The sequence below is a fragment of the Streptomyces sp. NPDC001292 genome (assembly GCF_042896465.1).
Taxonomy (GTDB): Bacteria; Actinomycetota; Actinomycetes; order Streptomycetales; family Streptomycetaceae; genus Streptomyces.
In genome coordinates this window covers 124667-142490 of record NZ_JBIAXG010000003.1, presented here as the reverse complement: position 1 = coordinate 142490, position 17824 = coordinate 124667, and the positions used below count along the sequence as shown (strand labels likewise).

At 72.0% G+C, this 17824-nt stretch carries 13 protein-coding genes; 6 read left to right on the top strand and 7 right to left on the bottom strand.

Features of this window, described 5'->3' with window-relative positions:
- Positions 1 to 132 precede the first annotated feature (132 nt).
- Positions 133 to 3651, bottom strand: coding sequence for a methionine synthase (gene metH, locus ACFY4A_RS05515; protein ID WP_390828086.1), 3519 nt, complete (start codon positions 3649 to 3651; stop codon positions 133 to 135).
- Between the two features lie 300 nt (positions 3652 to 3951).
- Here metH and ACFY4A_RS05510 point away from each other — a divergent pair, with 300 nt between their 5' ends.
- The 6 genes from ACFY4A_RS05510 (at position 3952) to ACFY4A_RS05485 (ending at position 11906) form a co-directional block, all read left to right on the top strand.
- The gene (locus ACFY4A_RS05510; RefSeq protein ID WP_390828085.1) at positions 3952 to 4716 is read left to right on the top strand and encodes an IclR family transcriptional regulator; all 765 of its coding nucleotides are present in this window, start codon (positions 3952 to 3954) and stop codon (positions 4714 to 4716) included.
- 1092 nt (positions 4717 to 5808) lie between these two features.
- Positions 5809 to 6603 (top strand): MIP/aquaporin family protein, encoded by a 795-nt coding sequence (locus tag ACFY4A_RS05505; RefSeq protein ID WP_390828083.1) that lies wholly within the window; start codon positions 5809 to 5811, stop codon positions 6601 to 6603.
- Between the two features lie 97 nt (positions 6604 to 6700).
- On the top strand, positions 6701 to 8260 hold the full coding sequence (gene glpK / locus ACFY4A_RS05500; RefSeq protein WP_390828082.1) for a glycerol kinase GlpK: 1560 nt from the start codon (positions 6701 to 6703) through the stop codon (positions 8258 to 8260).
- A 19-nt stretch (positions 8261 to 8279) separates the two neighbouring features.
- Positions 8280 to 9896 carry an FAD-dependent oxidoreductase gene (locus ACFY4A_RS05495; protein WP_390828081.1) on the top strand — a complete coding sequence of 539 codons (1617 nt, stop codon included), beginning with the start codon at positions 8280 to 8282 and terminating at the stop codon, positions 9894 to 9896.
- 164 nt (positions 9897 to 10060) lie between these two features.
- A complete protein-coding gene (locus ACFY4A_RS05490; RefSeq protein WP_390828080.1) occupies positions 10061 to 10732 on the top strand; it encodes a FadR/GntR family transcriptional regulator in 672 nt (223 codons plus the stop codon).
- A 181-nt stretch (positions 10733 to 10913) separates the two neighbouring features.
- Positions 10914 to 11906, top strand: a complete 993-nt coding sequence (locus ACFY4A_RS05485) for a PAC2 family protein (RefSeq protein ID WP_390828079.1) — start codon at positions 10914 to 10916, stop codon at positions 11904 to 11906.
- 77 nt (positions 11907 to 11983) lie between these two features.
- Here ACFY4A_RS05485 and mshC read toward each other — a convergent pair whose 3' ends face one another.
- The 6 genes from mshC to ACFY4A_RS05455 all read right to left on the bottom strand — a co-directional run bounded on the left by mshC (position 11984) and on the right by ACFY4A_RS05455 (position 17714).
- Entirely contained in the window at positions 11984 to 13213 is a 1230-nt protein-coding gene (mshC, locus tag ACFY4A_RS05480; protein WP_390828078.1) for a cysteine--1-D-myo-inosityl 2-amino-2-deoxy-alpha-D-glucopyranoside ligase, read from the bottom strand.
- Between the two features lie 80 nt (positions 13214 to 13293).
- Complete coding sequence (locus ACFY4A_RS05475) at positions 13294 to 14124, bottom strand: SCO1664 family protein (protein WP_390828077.1); 831 nt, start codon at positions 14122 to 14124, stop codon at positions 13294 to 13296.
- A complete protein-coding gene (locus ACFY4A_RS05470; protein ID WP_390828076.1) occupies positions 14088 to 14678 on the bottom strand; it encodes a DUF3090 domain-containing protein in 591 nt (196 codons plus the stop codon). Before ACFY4A_RS05470 ends, ACFY4A_RS05475 begins: the two co-directional genes overlap by 37 nt.
- Positions 14679 to 14757: 79 nt before the next feature.
- Positions 14758 to 15444: a histidine phosphatase family protein gene (locus ACFY4A_RS05465; RefSeq protein ID WP_390828075.1), complete on the bottom strand. Its 687-nt coding sequence runs from the start codon at positions 15442 to 15444 to the stop codon at positions 14758 to 14760.
- A gap of 159 nt (positions 15445 to 15603) precedes the next feature.
- Positions 15604 to 16392 (bottom strand): ferritin-like domain-containing protein, encoded by a 789-nt coding sequence (locus tag ACFY4A_RS05460; RefSeq protein WP_390828074.1) that lies wholly within the window; start codon positions 16390 to 16392, stop codon positions 15604 to 15606.
- Positions 16393 to 16658: 266 nt separating this feature from the next.
- Entirely contained in the window at positions 16659 to 17714 is a 1056-nt protein-coding gene (locus ACFY4A_RS05455; protein ID WP_390828073.1) for an LLM class F420-dependent oxidoreductase, read from the bottom strand.
- Positions 17715 to 17824 lie beyond the last annotated feature (110 nt).

Sequence of the window (17824 nt, the reverse complement as noted above, 5' to 3'; positions counted from 1 at the left end):
AACGCCCGCGCGAACCGCCCAGCCCATGACGGAACCGAGGCTGCGCGCGCGGACGACCGGTCCGCCGTCCGCTGCCCTCCGCACAGGCCCGCAGGGCCACTGGAGCGCCCGGCCGGCAAGGGGAAACCCGGGTCAGCGGGCGTTGAAGTACTTGGCTTCCGGGTGGTGGATGACGATGGCGTCGGTGGACTGCTCGGGGTGGAGCTGGAACTCCTCGGAGAGGTGGACGCCGATGCGTTCGGGGCGGAGAAGGTCGGCGATCTTGGCGCGGTCCTCCAGGTCGGGGCAGGCGCCGTAACCGAGGGAGAAACGGGCGCCCCGGTACTTCAGGGCGAACATGTCCTCGATGTCGGCCGGGTCCTCACCGGCGAAGCCCAACTCGGCGCGCACGCGGGCGTGCCAGTACTCGGCGAGTGCCTCGGCCAGTTGCACGGACAGCCCGTGCAGCTCCAGATAGTCGCGGTAGGAGTCGGCGGCGAACAGCCGCGCGGTCTCCTCGCCGATCCTGGAGCCGACGGTGACCACCTGGAAGCCGACCACGTCCCTCTCCCCCGACTCCTCCGGGCGGAAGAAGTCCGCCAGGCACAGCCGGCGGCCGCGGCGCTGGCGGGGGAAGGTGAAGCGGGTGCGCTCGTTGCCCCGCTCGTCCAGGATGATCAGGTCGTCGTCCTTGGACACGCAGGGGAAGTAGCCGTGGACCACCGCGGCCTCGAGCAGGCCGTCCGTCTGGAGCCTCTCCAGCAGGCCGCGCAGCCGGGGCCGGCCGTCGGTCTCGACGAGTTCCTCGTAGGTGGGCCCGGCGCCGGTGCGGGCCTGCTTCAGCCCCCACTGGCCCTTGAACAGAGCGCCCTCGTCCAGCCAGGAGGCGTACTCCTTGAGCTGGATGCCCTTGATCACCCGGGTGCCCCAGAACGGCGGCTCGGGGACCGGGTTGTCGGTGGCCACGTCGGAGCGGACGTGCCCCTCCTCCGGCCGCTGCTCCTCGACCACCTGGGCGGTGGCGGCCCGCACCCGGCGCTGCCGGAGTTCGGGCAGCTTCGCCCCTGGCACACCACGCTTGACCCCGATCAGGGCGTCCATCAGGCGCAGCCCCTCGAACGCGTCACGGGCGTAGCGGACCTCCCCGTCGTACAGCTCGTACAGGTCCTGCTCGACGTAGGCGCGGGTCAGGGCGGCGCCGCCGAGGATGACCGGGTAGCCGGTCGCCAGGCCACGGGCGTTCAGCTCCTCCAGGTTCTCCTTCATGATCACCGTGGACTTCACCAGCAGCCCGGACATGCCGATCACATCGGCCCGGTGCTCCTCGGCCGCCTCCAGGATCGCCGAGACCGGCTGCTTGATGCCCAGGTTGACCACGTTGTAGCCGTTGTTGGACAGGATGATGTCGACGAGGTTCTTGCCGATGTCGTGCACATCACCGCGTACGGTCGCCAGCACGATCGTGCCCTTGCCCGCCTCGTCGGTCTTCTCCATGTGCGGCTCCAGGTGGGCGACCGCGCCCTTCATCACCTCGGCCGACTGGAGCACGAACGGCAGCTGCATCTGCCCGGAGCCGAACAGCTCACCGACCACCTTCATGCCGTCCAGCAGGGTGTCGTTGACGATGTCCAGGGCCTTGCGCGTCAGCAGGGCCTCGTCCAGGTCCTGCTCCAGGCCGTTCTTCTCGCCGTCGATGATCCGCCGCTTCAGCCGCTCCTCCAGCGGCAGCGCGGCCAGCTCCTCGGCCTTGCCGGCCTTCAGCGACTTCGCCGTGGCGCCCTCGAACAGCCGCATGAGCTTCTGCAGCGGGTCGTAGCCCTCGCGGCGGCGGTCGTAGATCAGGTCGAGCGCGGTGGTGACCTGCTCCTCGTCGAAGCGGGCGATCGGCAGGATCTTGCTCGCGTGCACGATCGCCGAGTCCAGGCCCGCCTTGACGCACTCGTCCAGGAACACGCTGTTCAGCAGGATCCGAGCGGCCGGGTTCAGACCGAAGGAGATGTTCGACAGCCCCAGCGTGGTCTGCACCTCCGGGTGCCGCCGTTTCAGCTCCCGGATGCCCTCGATGGTGGCCACACCGTCGCCCCGGGACTCCTCCTGGCCTGTGCAGATGGTGAAGGTCAGGCAGTCGACGAGGATGTCCTCCTCACGGATGCCCCAGTTGCCCGTCAGGTCCGCGATGAGCCGCTCGGCGATCTCCACCTTCTTCTCGGCGGTACGGGCCTGGCCCTCCTCGTCGATGGTCAGCGCGATCAGCGCCGCCCCGTGCTCCCGCGCCAGGGCCGTCACCCGCGCGAACCGCGACTCGGGCCCGTCGCCGTCCTCGTAGTTCACCGAGTTGATCATCGCGCGGCCGCCCAGCTGCTCCAGCCCCGCCCGGATCACGTCCACCTCGGTGGAGTCCAGCACGATCGGCAGCGTCGAGGCCGTGGCGAACCGGCCCGCCAGCTCGCGCATGTCCGCGACCCCGTCCCGGCCGACGTAGTCCACGCACAGATCCAGCATGTGGGCACCCTCGCGGATCTGCTCGCGTGCCATCTCCACGCAGTCGTCCCAGCGGCCCTCGAGCATGGCCTCACGGAACTTCTTCGACCCGTTGGCGTTCGTGCGCTCACCGATCGCCAGGTAGGAGGTGTCCTGGCGGAACGGCACGGTCTGGTACAGGGAGGCGGCGCCCGGCTCCGGGCGCGGGCTGCGCTCCACCGGAGACAGGTCCCGCACCCGCTCGACCACCTGGCGCAGGTGCTCCGGCGTCGTACCGCAGCAGCCCCCCACCAGGGACAGTCCGTAGTCGCGGACGAAGTGCGCCTGCGCGTCGGCCAGCTCCGGCGCCGTCAGCGGGTAGTGCGCGCCGTCCTTGGTGAGCACCGGGAGGCCGGCGTTCGGCATGCACGACAGCGGGATGCGCGCGTGCCGGGACAAGTAGCGCAGGTGCTCGCTCATCTCGGCGGGGCCGGTCGCGCAGTTCAGGCCGATCATGTCGACGCCCAACGGCTCCAGCGCCGTCAGCGCGGCACCGATCTCCGAGCCCAGCAGCATGGTGCCGGTCGTCTCCACCGTCACCGACACGATCAGCGGGACCTCGTACCCGGCGGTCTCCATCGCGCGGCGGGCCGCGATGACGGAGGCCTTGGTCTGGAGCAGGTCCTGGGTGGTCTCCACCAGCAGCGCGTCCGCGCCTCCGGCGAGCAGGCCCTCGGCGTTCTGCCGGTAGGCGTCGCGGATGGCGGCGAAGGTGGTGTGGCCCAGCGTCGGCAGCTTCGTACCCGGGCCCATGGAGCCCAGCACCCAGCGGGGGCGGCCGTCCTCGGCGGTGAACGCGTCCGCCGTCTCGCGGGCGATACGGGCGCCCGCCTCGGACAGCTCGGCGACCCGCTCGGCGATGTCGTACTCGCCCAGGGCGGTCAGGTTGGCCCCGAACGTGTTGGTCCCCACACAGTCCACTCCGGCCTCGAAATAGGCGGAATGGACGGAACGGACGATGTCGGGGCGGGTGACGTTCAGGACCTCGTTGCAGCCCTCCAGCTGCTGGAAGTCGTCCAGCGAGGGCTCCTGGGCCTGGAGCATGGTGCCCATCGCTCCGTCGGCGACCACCACACGGGTGGCGAATGCCTCACGCAGGGCGGACACACGGGTCCGGCTGTCGGCGGAAGGGGTCGGCGGCAACGAGGCCATGAAGGGGCTCCCTTGGGGTGCGACGGCTGTCGGCTTTGTGCCTTCCCGGGACGCGAGCACAGCGCTGCCCGGGCGAGGCGCACGCCGCCAGGGTAGCCGGGACCGGCCCCTGGCGGTCGCTGCGTCCACCAAGCGGACGAGGATGACGCCCGGAACACCCCGGGCGGCCGGGTCGCGCAACCGGTGCCGGCCGACCATTGGCGAGGGATCGGCACGGACCGGTAGTGTTCGGCATTGCCGAACGGGCGCCACGACGAGAGTCGTCCGCCGGCGGTCGAAGGGGACGGAGGCAGGACGGCGATGGCACGGAACATCCAGTCGCTCGAACGGGCGGCCGCGATGCTGCGGTTGCTGGCGGGCGGTGAGCGGCGGCTGGGCCTGTCGGACATCGCCTCCTCACTGGGCCTCGCCAAGGGCACCGCCCACGGCATCCTGCGCACCCTCCAGCACGAGGGCTTCGTCGAACAGGACGAGGCCTCCGGGCGGTACCAGCTGGGCGCAGAGCTGCTGCGCCTGGGCACCACCTACCTCGACGTGCACGAACTGCGGGCACGCGCCCTGGTGTGGACGGACGATCTGGCCCGGTCCAGCGGGGAGAGCGTCTACCTGGGCGTGCTCCACCAGCACGGCGTGCTGATCGTGCACCACGTCTTCCGCCCGGACGACAGCCGGCAGGTGCTGGAGATCGGGGCGATGCAGCCGTTGCACTGCACGGCTCTGGGCAAGGTGCTGGCGGCGTACGACCCGGTGGCGCACAGCGAGGCGGTCGAGGCCGACCGCAAGGCGTTCACGGACCGGACCGTGTGCGGGATCGCCGACTTCGAGCACATCCTCGACGTCACGCGCGCGCGGGGCTACGCCGCCGACGTCGAGGAGACCTGGGAGGGTGTCGCCTCCATCGCCGCGCCCATTCACGACCGGCGTCGGATGCCGGTCGGCGCGGTCGGCATCACCGGCGCCGTGGAGCGGGTGTGCCGCGACGGAGAACTGCGTCACGAGCTCGTCGCGGCGGTGCGGGACTGCGCCCGCGCGGTCTCACGGGACCTGGGCGCCGGCCGGTTCTGACCACCGCACGACAGCCGGGAGGCGGCTGTCGTGCGGCCCGTGCGACTGGCGAGGGGGCCGCCGGGCGGCCCCCTCCCGTAGGACCGGGCGGCCGGGCCGCTGCGCGCCTCCCACGCGACCAGGCCGTACGCCTCCGGACGCACCGGCCTTCGCCGTGCCCACTCGGCCGAGGCCGGTGCCCGCACGGCCGGCCGCCATGCCCGCACGGTCGGCCGCCATACCCGCGCGGCCGGCCGCCATACCCGCACGCCCGGCCGCCATGCCCGCTCGGCCAAGGCCCGTACCCACGCGATCGGCCGCCGTGCCCGCGCAGCCCGCCGCCATACCCGCTCGGCCAAGACCCGTACCCGCGCGATCGGCCGCCATGCCCACGCAGCCCGCCGCCATACCCGCTCGGCCAAGACCCGTACCCGCACGGCCGGCCGCCATGCCCGCGCAGCCCGCCGCCATACCCGCACGCCCGGCCGCCATGCCCACGCAGCCCGCCGCCATACCCGCTCGGCCAAGGCCGGTGCCGCGCAGCAGCGCCCCCGCCGTGCCCACTCGGCGGAAGGCTGGTGCCCTCGCGATCGGCCGACGGGCCGGCACAGCGGAGGCCAGTGCCCTCGGGCCCACTGCCATGCCCGCTCGGCGAAGGCCGGTCGCCGCCGCGCCTTTGCAGACGGCCGCCGTGCCCGTGCACGGCGAAGGCCGGTGCCCGCGCGGCCGGCCGCCATGCCCTCGGGCCCACCGCCCTGCCCGCTCGGCGAAGGCCGGTGCCCGCACAGCCGCCGCCATGCCCGCACGGCGAAGGCCGAAGCCCTTGCGGCCGGCCGCCTGTGCGTCCACGACCGGCCGCCGGCCCGTGTCCGGCCCCGGTGGCCCGCGGCGATCAGTAACGATCGCGCTTTCGGTAACCGGGCCCTTGACGCCTGCGTGACGCGAAGCGAGACTCCCGTCCAACGGTCGGCATTGTCGAACACCTTCCGGCAATACGCGCTAGAGTGTGACGACGCCAAGGGCCGGCATCGCCCTCACCCCCGAGGGCGCGAGCCCCCGGACGGAGGGACCCGGGGTTCGGCTACCTCTGGACGAAGGACAAAGGAGTCGCGGGTGTCCAGCTCCGACATCTTCATCGGCGAGACCATCGGTACCGCCGTACTCATCCTGCTCGGCGGCGGGGTCTGTGCCGCAGTGACGCTGAAGGCCTCCAAGGCCCGTAACGCCGGCTGGCTCGCCATCGCCTTCGGGTGGGGGTTCGCCGTGATGACGGCCGTGTACATCTCGGCCCCGCTCTCCGGTGCCCACCTCAACCCGGCCGTGACGGTCGCCCTGGCCATCAAGAACAGCGACTGGACGGACGTTCCCACCTACCTCGGCGGCCAGATGCTCGGCGCCATGATCGGCGCGGCCCTGGTCTGGGTCGCCTACTACGGCCAGTTCCACGCCCACCTCACCGACCGGGAGATCGTCGGCGGCCCCGGCGCCCAGACCACCGCCGCCAAGGCGGTCGAGGCCCAGGAGAAGGGCGCGGGACCCGTCCTCGGCATCTTCTCCACCGGTCCCGAGATCCGGCACGCGGCGCAGAACCTCGCCACGGAGATCGTCGGCACCGTCGTGCTGATCCTCGCGGTCCTCACCCAGGGACTGAACGGCCAGGGCAACGGCCTCGGCGTCCTCGGCGGCCTGATCACGGCACTCGTCGTCGTCTCCATCGGCCTCTCCCTCGGCGGCCCCACGGGCTACGCCATCAACCCCGCCCGTGACCTCGGCCCCCGCATCGTCCACGCCCTGCTGCCGCTGCCCAACAAGGGCGGCTCCGACTGGGGCTACGCCTGGATCCCGGTGGTCGGCCCGCTCATCGGCGGCGCCATCGGCGCGGGCATCTACAACGCCGCCTTCGCCTGACGGGCACCGCTCTTCGAGCCCTCGCGCGCAGCGCACCGCGCCGCACCCCGAACGCCGTAATCCCCGCCCCATCGACCACGGACCCCAGGAGCAGACAGTGACGGTCGCCCACACCGCCGGCCTCGCATCCCATGGCCAAGGGCCCTTCATCGCCGCCATCGACCAGGGCACCACCTCGAGCCGCTGCATCGTCTTCGACCGGGACGGCCGGATCGTCTCCGTCGACCAGAAGGAACACGAACAGATCTTCCCCAAGCCGGGCTGGGTCGAACACAACGCCACCGAGATCTGGACCAACGTCCAGGAGGTCGTCGCCGGAGCCATCGCGAAGGCCGGCATCACCCGCGACGACATCAAGGCCATCGGCATCACCAACCAGCGCGAGACCACCGTGCTGTGGGACCGGAACACCGGTGAGCCCGTCCACAACGCCATCGTCTGGCAGGACACCCGCACCGACGCCCTGTGCAAGGAGCTGGGCCGCAACGTCGGCCAGGACCGCTTCCGCCGCGAGACCGGCCTCCCCCTCGCCTCCTACTTCGCCGGCCCCAAGGCCCGCTGGCTGCTCGACAACGTCGAGGGCCTGCGCGAGCGCGCCGAGGCGGGCGACCTGCTCTTCGGCACCATGGACACCTGGGTCATCTGGAACCTGACCGGCGGCACGGACGGCGGCAAGCACGTCACCGACGTCACCAACGCCTCCCGAACCCTCCTGATGAACCTGCACACCATGGAGTGGGACCCGAGGATCGCCGAGTCGATCGGCGTACCGACGCGGATCCTGCCCGAGATCCGCTCCTCCGCCGAGGTCTACGGCGAGATCAAGGGCGGCAAGCTGGGCGATCTGCTCGGCGGCATCCCGGTCGCCTCCGCGCTCGGCGACCAGCAGGCGGCCCTGTTCGGCCAGACCTGCTTCTCCGAGGGCGAGACCAAGTCGACGTACGGCACCGGCACCTTCATGGTGATGAACACCGGCGACAAGATCATCAACTCCTACAGCGGGCTGCTGACCACCGTCGGCTACCGGATCGGTGACGACAAGCCGGTCTACGCCCTGGAGGGCTCGATCGCCGTCACCGGCTCCCTGGTGCAGTGGATGCGCGACCAGATGGGCCTGATCTCCACCGCCGCCGAGATCGAGACGCTCGCGCTCTCGGTCGAGGACAACGGCGGCGCCTACTTCGTACCGGCCTTCTCCGGCCTGTTCGCCCCGTACTGGCGCTCCGACGCCCGCGGTGTGATCGCCGGCCTGACCCGGTACGTGACCAAGGCGCACCTCGCGCGCGCCGTCCTGGAGGCCACCGCCTGGCAGACGCGGGAGATCGCGGACGCCATGACCAAGGACTCCGGTGTCGAGCTGACGGCGCTGAAGGTCGACGGCGGCATGACCTCCAACAACCTGCTGATGCAGACGCTCTCGGACTTCCTCGACGCGCCCGTGGTGCGCCCGATGGTCGCCGAGACCACCTGCCTCGGCGCCGCCTACGCCGCCGGTCTCGCCGTCGGCTTCTGGAGCAGCACCGACGACCTGCGCGCCAACTGGCGCCGGGCCGCCGAATGGACCCCCCGCATGGACGCGGACACCCGCGACCGTGAGTACAAGAACTGGCTCAAGGCCGTCGAGCGGACCATGGGCTGGCTCGACGACGAGAGCTGACGAGGAGCAAGAACAAGCGATGACCAGTCAGTCCACCCTGCAGTCCGTGCCCGCCCTGGGGACGGTTCCGGCCTTCGGCCCGAACCCGAGCCGTGCCGAGACCCGGGAGCAGCTCTCGAAGGCGGCCTACGACCTCCTCGTGATCGGCGGCGGCATCCTGGGCATCTCCACCGCCTGGCACGCCGCGCAGTCCGGTCTCAGGGTGGCTCTGGTCGACGCCGGCGACTTCGCCGGCGCCACCTCCTCCGCCTCCTCCAAGCTGCTCCACGGGGGTCTGCGCTACCTGCAGACCGGCGCGGTGAGGCTGGTGGCGGAGAACCACTTCGAGCGCCGTGCGGTCTCCCGCCAGGTGGCCCCCCATCTGGCGAACCCGCTCACCTTCTACCTCCCCGTGTACAAGGGCGGGCCGCACGGCGCGGCGAAGCTCGGGGCGGGCGTGTTCGCCTACTCCGCGCTCTCCGCCTTCGGCGACGGCGTCGGCCACCTGCTCAGCCCGGCGAAGGCCGCGCAGGACGTGCCGGAGCTGCGCACCGAGAACCTCAAGGCCGTGGCCGTCTACGGCGACGACCAGATGAACGACGCGCGCATGGCGCTGATGACGGTCCGCGCCGCCGTCGAGTCGGGCGCGGTCGTCCTCAACCACGCCGAGGTGACCGGCCTGCGCTTCACCCGGGGCCGGGTCACCGGCGCCGAGCTGAGGGACCGGCTGTCCGGCGAGGAGTTCGGGGTGGACGCCCGACTGGTGCTGAACGCGACCGGACCGTGGGTCGACCACCTGCGCAGGATGGAGGACCCGAACGCGGCGCCGTCCATCCGCCTGTCCAAGGGCGCGCACCTGGTGCTGAAGCGCACCTCCCCGTGGAGGGCCGCGCTGGCCACCCCGATCGACAAGTACCGGATCACCTTCGCCCTCCCCTGGGAGGACATGCTGCTGCTCGGCACCACCGACGAGGAGTACGAGGGCGACCCGGCCGACGTCGCGGTGAACGACAAGGACATCGCCCAGATACTCGACGAGGCCGCGTTCTCCGTCCGCGACCAGCAACTCGAGCGCGAACTGATCACGTACGCCTTCGCCGGGCTGCGGGTGCTGCCGGGCGGCCCCGGGGACACGGCCAAGGCCAAGCGCGAGACGGTGGTGACCGAGGGCAGGGGCGGCATGCTGTCCGTGGCGGGCGGCAAGTGGACCACCTTCCGGCACATCGGCCGTACGGTGCTGAAGAAGCTGGAGTCACTTCCGGGCGCCCCGCTGGGCGAGGACCTCGAGCCGATCTCCTCGCTGCCGAGGAAGCTGCCGCTGCCGGGTATCGCCAACCCGCGCGCCGTCGCCCACCGGCTCGTTGTGGACCGTCCGGCGCCCGGCCCGCGCATGGCCGCCGACACCGCCGAGCACCTGGCCACCCACTACGGTTCGCTGGCCTTCGACATCGCCCGGCTGGCCAATGAGAACCCGGAGCTGGGCGAGCGGGTCCACCCGGACGCCCCGGAGATCTGGGCGCAGGTCGTCTGGGCCCGGGACCACGAGTGGGCCCAGACGCCGGACGACGTGCTGCGCCGGCGTACGACGCTGACTGTCCGCGGCCTGGCCACGGACGAGGTCCGGGCGAAGGTGCGGGACCTGCTCGACGGGAAGTGACCGGCCGGGCAGTGAGCAGAACCGCCGGGCCGGCGCCGCGGCCGGCTCCCACCGCAAGGGTGCCGGCCGCGGCGCCGAGCTGTGCTTTCCTCTCCCGGGTCGGCCCGGGGAACCTCCATAATGGGCCGAGACATCCGATGTCTGAGCAGACTGGGAGGCCGGCCATGGCGGTGACCGACGAGGCGATCGAGAAGATCAAGGGAATGATCGTCTCAGGTGCGCTGCGCCCCGGCGACCGGCTGCCCAAGGAGAGCGAACTCGCCGCCGAACTCGGGCTGTCGCGCAATTCCCTGCGGGAGGCCGTGCGGGCGCTGTCCCTGATCCGGATCCTGGACGTGCGGCAGGGCGACGGCACCTACGTCACCAGCCTGGACCCACAACTGCTGCTGGAGGCACTGAGTTTCGTCGTCGACTTCCACCGCGACGACACGGTGCTGGAGTTCCTGGCCGTGCGCCGCATCCTGGAGCCGGCCGCGACCGCGATGGCGGCGTCCCGCATCAGCGAAGAACAACTGGACGCGCTCAGCGCCCAGTTGGAAGCGCTCGGCGACCGGCCTTCGGTGGAGGAGCTGGTCGCCTGCGACCTGGAGTTCCACCGGGGCATCGTACGGAGCTCCGGCAACTCGGTGCTGTGCTCCCTGCTCGACGGGCTGTCCGGACCAACCACCCGGGCCCGCGTCTGGCGCGGCCTGACCCAGGAGGACGCGGTCGGCCGCACCCTGCGCGAGCACCGCGCGATACTCGGCGCGCTGCGCGACCGGGACGCGGAGGCGGCGCGGTCGTGGGCGACCGTGCACATCGCGAGCGTGGAGCAGTGGCTGCGCTCGACCCTGTGACCCATCGGAGGTGTGGAACGGTGGACGGGTGGAGCCGCCAGGGGCGGCGGTCACGGGTGTTCGAAGGACTCGGACGGGGCAGTGATCCGTTCACTCCCCCGTGCAAGGGGGCTGCGGGCGCCCCCGCCGAACGCCGTAAGGTTGGTGGGTCAGGCGAGGGCACGTCGGAAGGAGGCACTGGGTGATCGAGCTCGAGGGGGTTCCCGAGCTGATCGACCCGGTCATGGTGGCCGCGTTCGAGGGCTGGAACGATGCCGGCGACGCCGCCTCCACCGCGGTCGCGCATCTGGAGAGGGAGTGGAAGGGCGAGGTGTTCGCGGCGCTGGACGCCGAGGACTACTACGACTTCCAGGTCAACCGCCCCACGGTGTTCATGGACGGCGGCGTGCGCAAGATCACCTGGCCGACGACCAGGTTGTCGGTGGTCCGGGTCGGCGGCGAGAAGCCGCGCGACCTGGTGCTGGTCCGCGGCATCGAACCGTCCATGCGCTGGCGCTCGTTCTGCAACGAGCTGCTCGGCTTCGCGCACGAGCTGGGCGTGGAGCTGGTGGTCATCCTTGGCGCCCTGCTCGGCGACACCCCGCACACGCGTCCGGTCCCGATCAGCGGGACCACGTCGGACGCGGATCTGGCCCGCCGCATGGACTTGGAGGAGACCAAGTACGAGGGCCCGACGGGCATCGTCGGGATCCTCCAGGAGGCCTGCACGCACGCGGGTGTCCCGGCCGTCTCGCTGTGGGCGGCGGTCCCGCACTACGTGTCGCAGCCGCCGAACCCGAAGGGCACGCTGGCCCTCCTCAACCGTCTGGAGGACCTGCTGGACCTGCGCATTCCGCTGGGCGAGCTGCCGGAGGACGCGCGTGCCTGGCAGGTGGGCGTGGACCAGCTGGCCGCCGAGGACAGCGAGGTCGCGGAGTACGTCCAGACGCTGGAGGAGGCCCGGGACACCGCCGAGCTGCCGGAGGCTTCGGGCGAGGCGATCGCGCGCGAGTTCGAGCGGTATCTGCGGCGCCGGGACGGCGGCGGCCCGTCGTCAGGCGGCCACGCCACCGCGGACGGCGGCGAGGGCGGCTCGTATCTGAGGGACGGCCCCGGCGGTCGGCCACGGCCGTCGAGACCGCCGAAGGCGGAGTCGGACGACGGGGACTCCGGGAACGACTCGTCGGAGGAATGAACGGATCAGGGGCGGTGCGCTCGACGCGCACCGCCCCTGATGCCGTGTCCGGCCGGAGGCGTGTCCGGCCGGACGGGTCAGAGAGCCACGCCCAGCAGCGCGTCCACGGCGCGCGAGACGAGACCGGGGGCGCCTGTGTCCTCTCCGCCGTACTCCTGCTGGAGGGCCACCCAGCGGTCCACCGCGGCGAGGGCCGCCGGGGCGTTCAGGTCGTCGGCGAGGGCGTCGCGGATCTCCTCGACCAGCACGTCCGCGGACGGGCCGTCGGGCCGGGAGACGGCCGAGCGCCAGCGGTCGAGACGCTCGACGGCTTCCTGGAGCACCTGGTCGGTCCACTCCCAGTCGGAGCGGTAGTGGTGGGCGAGGAGCGCGAGACGGATGGCGGCGGGGTCGACGCCGTCGCGCCTGAGCTGCGAGACGAAGACCAGGTTGCCCTTGGACTTGGACATCTTCTCGCCGTCGAGCGCGACCATGCCGGCGTGGACGTACGCCTTGGCCATGGGGAACTCGCCGGTGAGCACCTGGGCGTGCGAGGCGCCCATCTCGTGGTGCGGGAAGGCGAGGTCGGAGCCGCCGCCCTGCACCTCGAAGCCCATGCCGAGGTGGTCCAGGGCGATGGCCACGCACTCGATGTGCCAGCCGGGCCGGCCGCGGCCGAGGGAGCCCCCGTCCCAGCTCGGCTCGCCGTCCCGGGCGGCCATCCACAGCATCGGGTCGAGCGGGTTCTTCTTGCCGGGGCGGTCCGGGTCGCCGCCGCGCTCGGCGGACAGCAGCCGCATGGCCGCCGCGTCGAGGCGGGAGACCTCGCCGAAGTGGGGGTCGGACTCGACGGAGAAGTAGACGTCCCCGTCGAGCTCGTACGCCGCTCCGAGGTCACGCAGTCTCTCGACCAGCGGAACGATGCCGGGTATGGCCTCCACGGCGCCGATGTAGTGCCGGGGCGGCAGCATCCGCAATGCTGTCATGTCCTCGCGGAACAGAGCGGTCTCCTGCTCGGCCAGCTCCACCCAGTCGACGTCGTCGCGCTGCGCCCGCTCCAGCAGGGGATCGTCGACGTCGGTCACGTTCTGGACGTAGTGCACCTGCCGCTTGGTGTCGAGCCACACGCGCTGCACGAGGTCGAACGCGTTGTAGGTCGCCGCGTGCCCCATGTGGGTCGCGTCGTACGGCGTGATGCCGCAGACATAGATACGGGCGACGGGACCGGGGGCGAGAGTGACCAGGCCACCGGTCGCGGTGTCGTGGATCCTGAGGTCGCGGCCCTCACCAGGCAGGGCGGGGACCTCGGAAGCGGGCCAGGCATGCATGTCATGAGCGTAACCGGACCGCGGTCCCATCTTCGAACCGGCCCACCCCGGACGGCCGGTTGACCCACGTGTTCTCAGCCTCAGACAGGGGGCCATGGGATCGCCGGCCAGTCGCCGTTCGGCTCGGGGTGTGTGCCGGTGGTGAGCAGCGTGGTCAGCCGTGCCCGAGTGGCGTCGAGTTCGGCCGGGGTGATCAGGGCGGACAGCCGGGTCGCCAGGGGTGCGCCGGCGCGGAGGGCGCCCTTCAGAGCCTTGAGGACGGCCAGGACCTCCGGCGGGAGCGGTTCGCCCGCCCAGCCCCACAGGAGCGTGCGCAGCTTGTTCTCGACGTTGAAGGTGACGCCGTGGTCGATGCCGTAGAGGTGTCCGCCCGGGGTCGGCAGCAGGTGGCCGCCCTTGCGGTCGGCGTTGTTGATCACCGAGTCCAGCACGGCCATCCGGCGCAGCCGCTCGTCGTCGGCGTGCACCAGCAGCGCCGTGCGGCCCTCGCCGACCTCCGCGAAGCCGATCGCCTTCCACCCCGGGCCGGGTTCCTCGGCGTCCAGCAGCGCGAGCAGTTCGGCTTCCGGGGTCGCCTCGACCCACAGTTGGACCATGCCCTCGCCGTACGGGCCGTCGCGCAGCACGGTGGGCGGCACCAGCGACCAGCCGGTCGCCTCGGAGACCTCGTACGCCGCCATCTCGCGCGCGGCGAGGGTGCCGTCGGGGAAGTCCCACAGGGGCCGCTCCCCGGCGACCGGCTTGTACACGCAGGACGCCTCCTGGCCGTCGTGGGCGACCGTGCAGAACAGCGCCGCGTTGGACGCCTCGCGGATGCGGCCGCGCACGGTCAGGTCACCGTGGGCGAGCAGTTCGGCGGCCTCGGCGCCGGGCGTCACGCTCCGCGGCGGTATCCGTTCTGGCGCGGACATACGTGTCCTTCCGGGTCGAGCGGGAGGCTGCACAGCGGGCACGGCGGCCGCCCGGCGTTGACGACGTCGAGGGCGCGCTTGGCGAAGGCCCTCGCCTGCGCGCCGGTGAGCCGGACCCGCAGCATCGGGGGACCGTTCTCCTCGTCCTGGAGCAGCCGTTCCTCGGCCTCGGCGAGGTCCTCCTCGGACTCCGCGTCGAGCTCGACGAGGGCCTGCGCCTCGACGATCATGCGCTGTTCCTCGCCGTCCCAGGCGAGCGCCATGGTGCCCACCCGGAACTCCTCCTCGATGGGAGTGTCCAGCGGGCCCGTGTCGGCGATCTCGGTGGGCGCCACGGCGGGCACGGCGGCGCTGCCGCCGCTGCGGCGCAGCACCTCGTCCAGCAGCTCGTCCATGCGCTCGGCGAGCGCGGCGACCTGGGTCTTCTCCAGGGCCACGCTGGTCACCCGGGGGCCTGCGGTGGCCTGGAGGAAGAACGTACGGCGCCCGGGCAGTCCGACCGTGCCGGCCACGAAGCGGTCCGGGGGGTCGTAGAGGAACACCTGACGGGACACGTCCTGTCTCCATGGGAATCGTGAGAACGTCTGAATCGGGAAGTCGACGGCGACCGCTTCACCCTACTGCGGCCGACGATCACGGTGCGCCCGCGCCGCCGCCGACCGGTGCGTCGTCGCCCTCCGGCTCCTCGCGCGGCGCCAGGGACGCGAAGTCCCCGGTGTCGCCGAGCCGCACCAGGAAGGGCCGCAACCGGGTGTAGCGGATCGCGGTGACGGAACAGGGTTCGACGGAGATCCTCTGGAAGAGGTCCAGGTGAAGGCCGAGCGCGTCCGCGACGAGGGACTTGATGATGTCACCGTGGGAGCACATGAGGTAGGCGGCGTCGGCGCCGTGGTCGCGCTCCACGCGCGCGTTCCACTCGCGCACCGCCTCGGCGGCGCGGGTCTGCATCGCGCGCATGGACTCGCCCCCGGGGAACGCGGCCGCCGAGGGGTGCGCCTGCACCACCTCCATCAGCGGCTCGTCCTTGAGCTCGGCGAGCTTGCGGCCGGACCAGTCGCCGTAGTGGCACTCGCCGATCCGCTCGTCCGTGTGCGCGGTCAGTTCCGGCCGGGCGTCCAGCAGCGGTCGTACGGTTTGCCGGCAGCGCTGCAGCGGACTGGTGACGACTTCGGCGATCGGCAGTCCGTCGAGCCGCCCCGGCAGCGCGGCGGCCTGCGCGGTGCCGCGTTCGTCCAGGGCGACACCGGGGGTCCAGCCGGCGAGCAGCCCGGCGGTGTTGGCGGTGGAGCGTCCGTGCCTGACGAGGATCAGCGTGGGCATGCCGCCAGGGTAGGCGTACGGACGCTCCGGGTGGCGACCGGAGGAAAGGAGAACACACTCTGTGATCGTCGACTGTGCCGTCCACCGCGACGGCCACCGCGCTTCGGGCCTCGCTGACTGTTCAAGCGGTGGGACTGGCTGTAGGACCTGCGTCAAATGTCAGGCGTACTCGGGTGCCGGGGCGGCGGGTCCGCCGAGGGCGTTGCGCCGCTCGGGCATGCGCAGGGTCACCATCCGGCGCCGGCCCACCAGCCGCTCGTAGACGTACACGGCGTGGATGCCGGCCGCGAGGAGCGCCGACCTGGCCGCGGACCAGCCGAGGATGCGGCCCATACGGGCCATGACGGCGAGGCTGACCGCGCGGTGGACGCGGATCTCGGCGAGCGCGCACGCGTGCAGCGTCCGCTGGATGGTCCGGCCGTACCCGGCGGCGGCGAGGCGCAGCAGTTCCTCGTGGCAGTAGGCGAGGTGGTTGTCCTCGTCACCCGCGATCATCCGCACCGCCCGTCCGATGCCGGGGTGGTCGCCGAAGTGCCGGCACAGCAGCCTCATCTGCTCGCAGGCGCGCTGTTCGGTGACCCGGCTGTGGGCCAGGTAGACGACGAGGTCCTCCACGGTGAGCGGCTCGTCGGTCCGGAGGCGGTCGTGCGCCAGCCCGATGCCCCGCCGTTCCAGGAGCATCGTGTAGTCCGTCTCCGGGGGCACCGGCACGGGTTCCAGACCGCGCTTCCTCAGCAGGGCGCGGAAGATCCGGCCGTGCTTGTCCTCGTCCGCCCCGTGGCGGGCGATCTTCGGGGCGAGGCCGCGCTCGGCGGGCGGTACGAGCGCCGCGATCCGGCCGTTCTCCCAGCCGCCCTGGGCCTCCCCGCCGGCCGCGATGGAGCAGAACAGCCGGAACGACTCGTCGTGGTCGAGGATCTCCTGGAACAGGCTTCTGGGCGAAAGCACCGCGGGCCACCTCCCTGCCTGACTGCCGCGCAGCACGAGTCAAATGCGACCGCGCGGGTGCCGCAACAGGGGTGCGGTCGCACTGCGCCGAACGGAGGAGCGTTCGGCGAGCGGCGGGTACGGGGGGAGCGGGGCCGGACACGGGCGTAACCGCGCGGCGGCGGGCGCGTTGTTCTCCGTAACGGCCGTGGCGGGGAAGACCCCCGAGCCCCCACCACGGCCGCGAGAAGCCACGGACGTACCGCCTGCCGTGTCGCGGCGGGCGGTCACGCCAGCCCGGCGCGCTCCAGAGCCTCGGTGCCGGCCCGGAGCGAGGCAAGCCGCTCCTCCAGCGTGAAGCCCGCGGGGGCGAGAGTCAGCGTGGTGACCCCGGCCGCCGCGTAGGCCTTCATGCGGTCCGCGATCCGGTCGACGGAGCCGAGCAGCGTGGTCTGGTCGATGAGCTGCTGTGGTACGGCGGCCGCGGCGCCCTGCTTGTCGCCGGACAGGTACTTGTCCTGGATCTCGGCGGCCTCCTTCTCGTAGCCCATGCGGCGGGCGAGCTGGTTGTAGAAGTTCTGCCTGCGGCTGCCCATGCCGCCCACGTACAGCGCGGTGTAGGGGCGGAAGGTGTCGGCGAGGCGGGACACGTCCTTGTCGTCGCCGACGGCCAGGGGGAGGGTCGGGCAGACGTCGAAGCCGTCCAGGGTCCGGCCGGCCTTCTCGCGGCCGGCGCGCAGGTGCCTGACCGCGGTCTCCTCGAGGTGGTCGGCGGAGGGGAAGATGAGCAGCGCGCCGTCGGCGATCTCGCCGGTCTGCTCCAGATTCTTCGGGCCGATGGCGGCGATGTAGAGCGGGATGTGCTCGCGCTGCGGGTGCACGGTCAGCTTGATCGGCTTGCCGGGGCCGCCCGGCAGCGGCAGCGTCCAGTGCTCGCCGTCGTACGTCAGCCGCTCCCGCGTCATCGCCTTGCGGACGATCTCGACGTACTCGCGGGTGCGGGCCAGCGGCTTGTCGAACTTCACGCCGTACCAGCCCTCGGACACCTGCGGGCCGGAGACGCCGAGACCGAGCCGGAAGCGGCCGCCGGACAGCGAGTCCAGCGTGGCGGCCGTCATCGCCGTCATCGCGGGCTGCCGGGCGGGGATCTGGAAGATGGCCGAGCCCACGTCGATGCGCTCGGTCTGCGCGGCGACCCAGGTGAGCACGGTGGCCGCGTCCGAGCCGTAGGCCTCGGCGGCCCAGCACACGGCGTATCCGAGCCGGTCCGCCTCCTGCGCGACGGCCAGGTTGTCCGCGTCCATGCCGGCACCCCAGTAGCCGAGGCTGATCCCAAGCTGCATGCCGTTCCCCTTACCGATCAGTAACGTCCCTTGTGCGGGGAACACTAGCGCGGGCCCGCTGCAGGCGGCAGTGCACGACCTGCGCGACGGCCGGTTCGCGGCGCCGCCCC

Bases quoted from the DNA above. Each gene is read 5' to 3' on its own strand.
- metH (WP_390828086.1), bottom strand. From the start codon at position 3,651: ATGGCCTCGTTGCCGCCGACCCCTTCCGCCGACAGCCGGACCCGTGTG.
- ACFY4A_RS05455 (WP_390828073.1), bottom strand. From the start codon at position 17,714: ATGCAGCTTGGGATCAGCCTCGGCTACTGGGGTGCCGGCATGGACGCG.
- ACFY4A_RS05495 (WP_390828081.1), top strand. From the start codon at position 8,280: ATGACCAGTCAGTCCACCCTGCAGTCCGTGCCCGCCCTGGGGACGGTT.
- mshC (WP_390828078.1), bottom strand. From the start codon at position 13,213: ATGCATGCCTGGCCCGCTTCCGAGGTCCCCGCCCTGCCTGGTGAGGGC.
- ACFY4A_RS05490 (WP_390828080.1), top strand. From the start codon at position 10,061: ATGGCGGTGACCGACGAGGCGATCGAGAAGATCAAGGGAATGATCGTC.
- ACFY4A_RS05475 (WP_390828077.1), bottom strand. From the start codon at position 14,124: ATGTCCGCGCCAGAACGGATACCGCCGCGGAGCGTGACGCCCGGCGCC.
- ACFY4A_RS05465 (WP_390828075.1), bottom strand. From the start codon at position 15,444: ATGCCCACGCTGATCCTCGTCAGGCACGGACGCTCCACCGCCAACACC.
- ACFY4A_RS05510 (WP_390828085.1), top strand. From the start codon at position 3,952: ATGGCACGGAACATCCAGTCGCTCGAACGGGCGGCCGCGATGCTGCGG.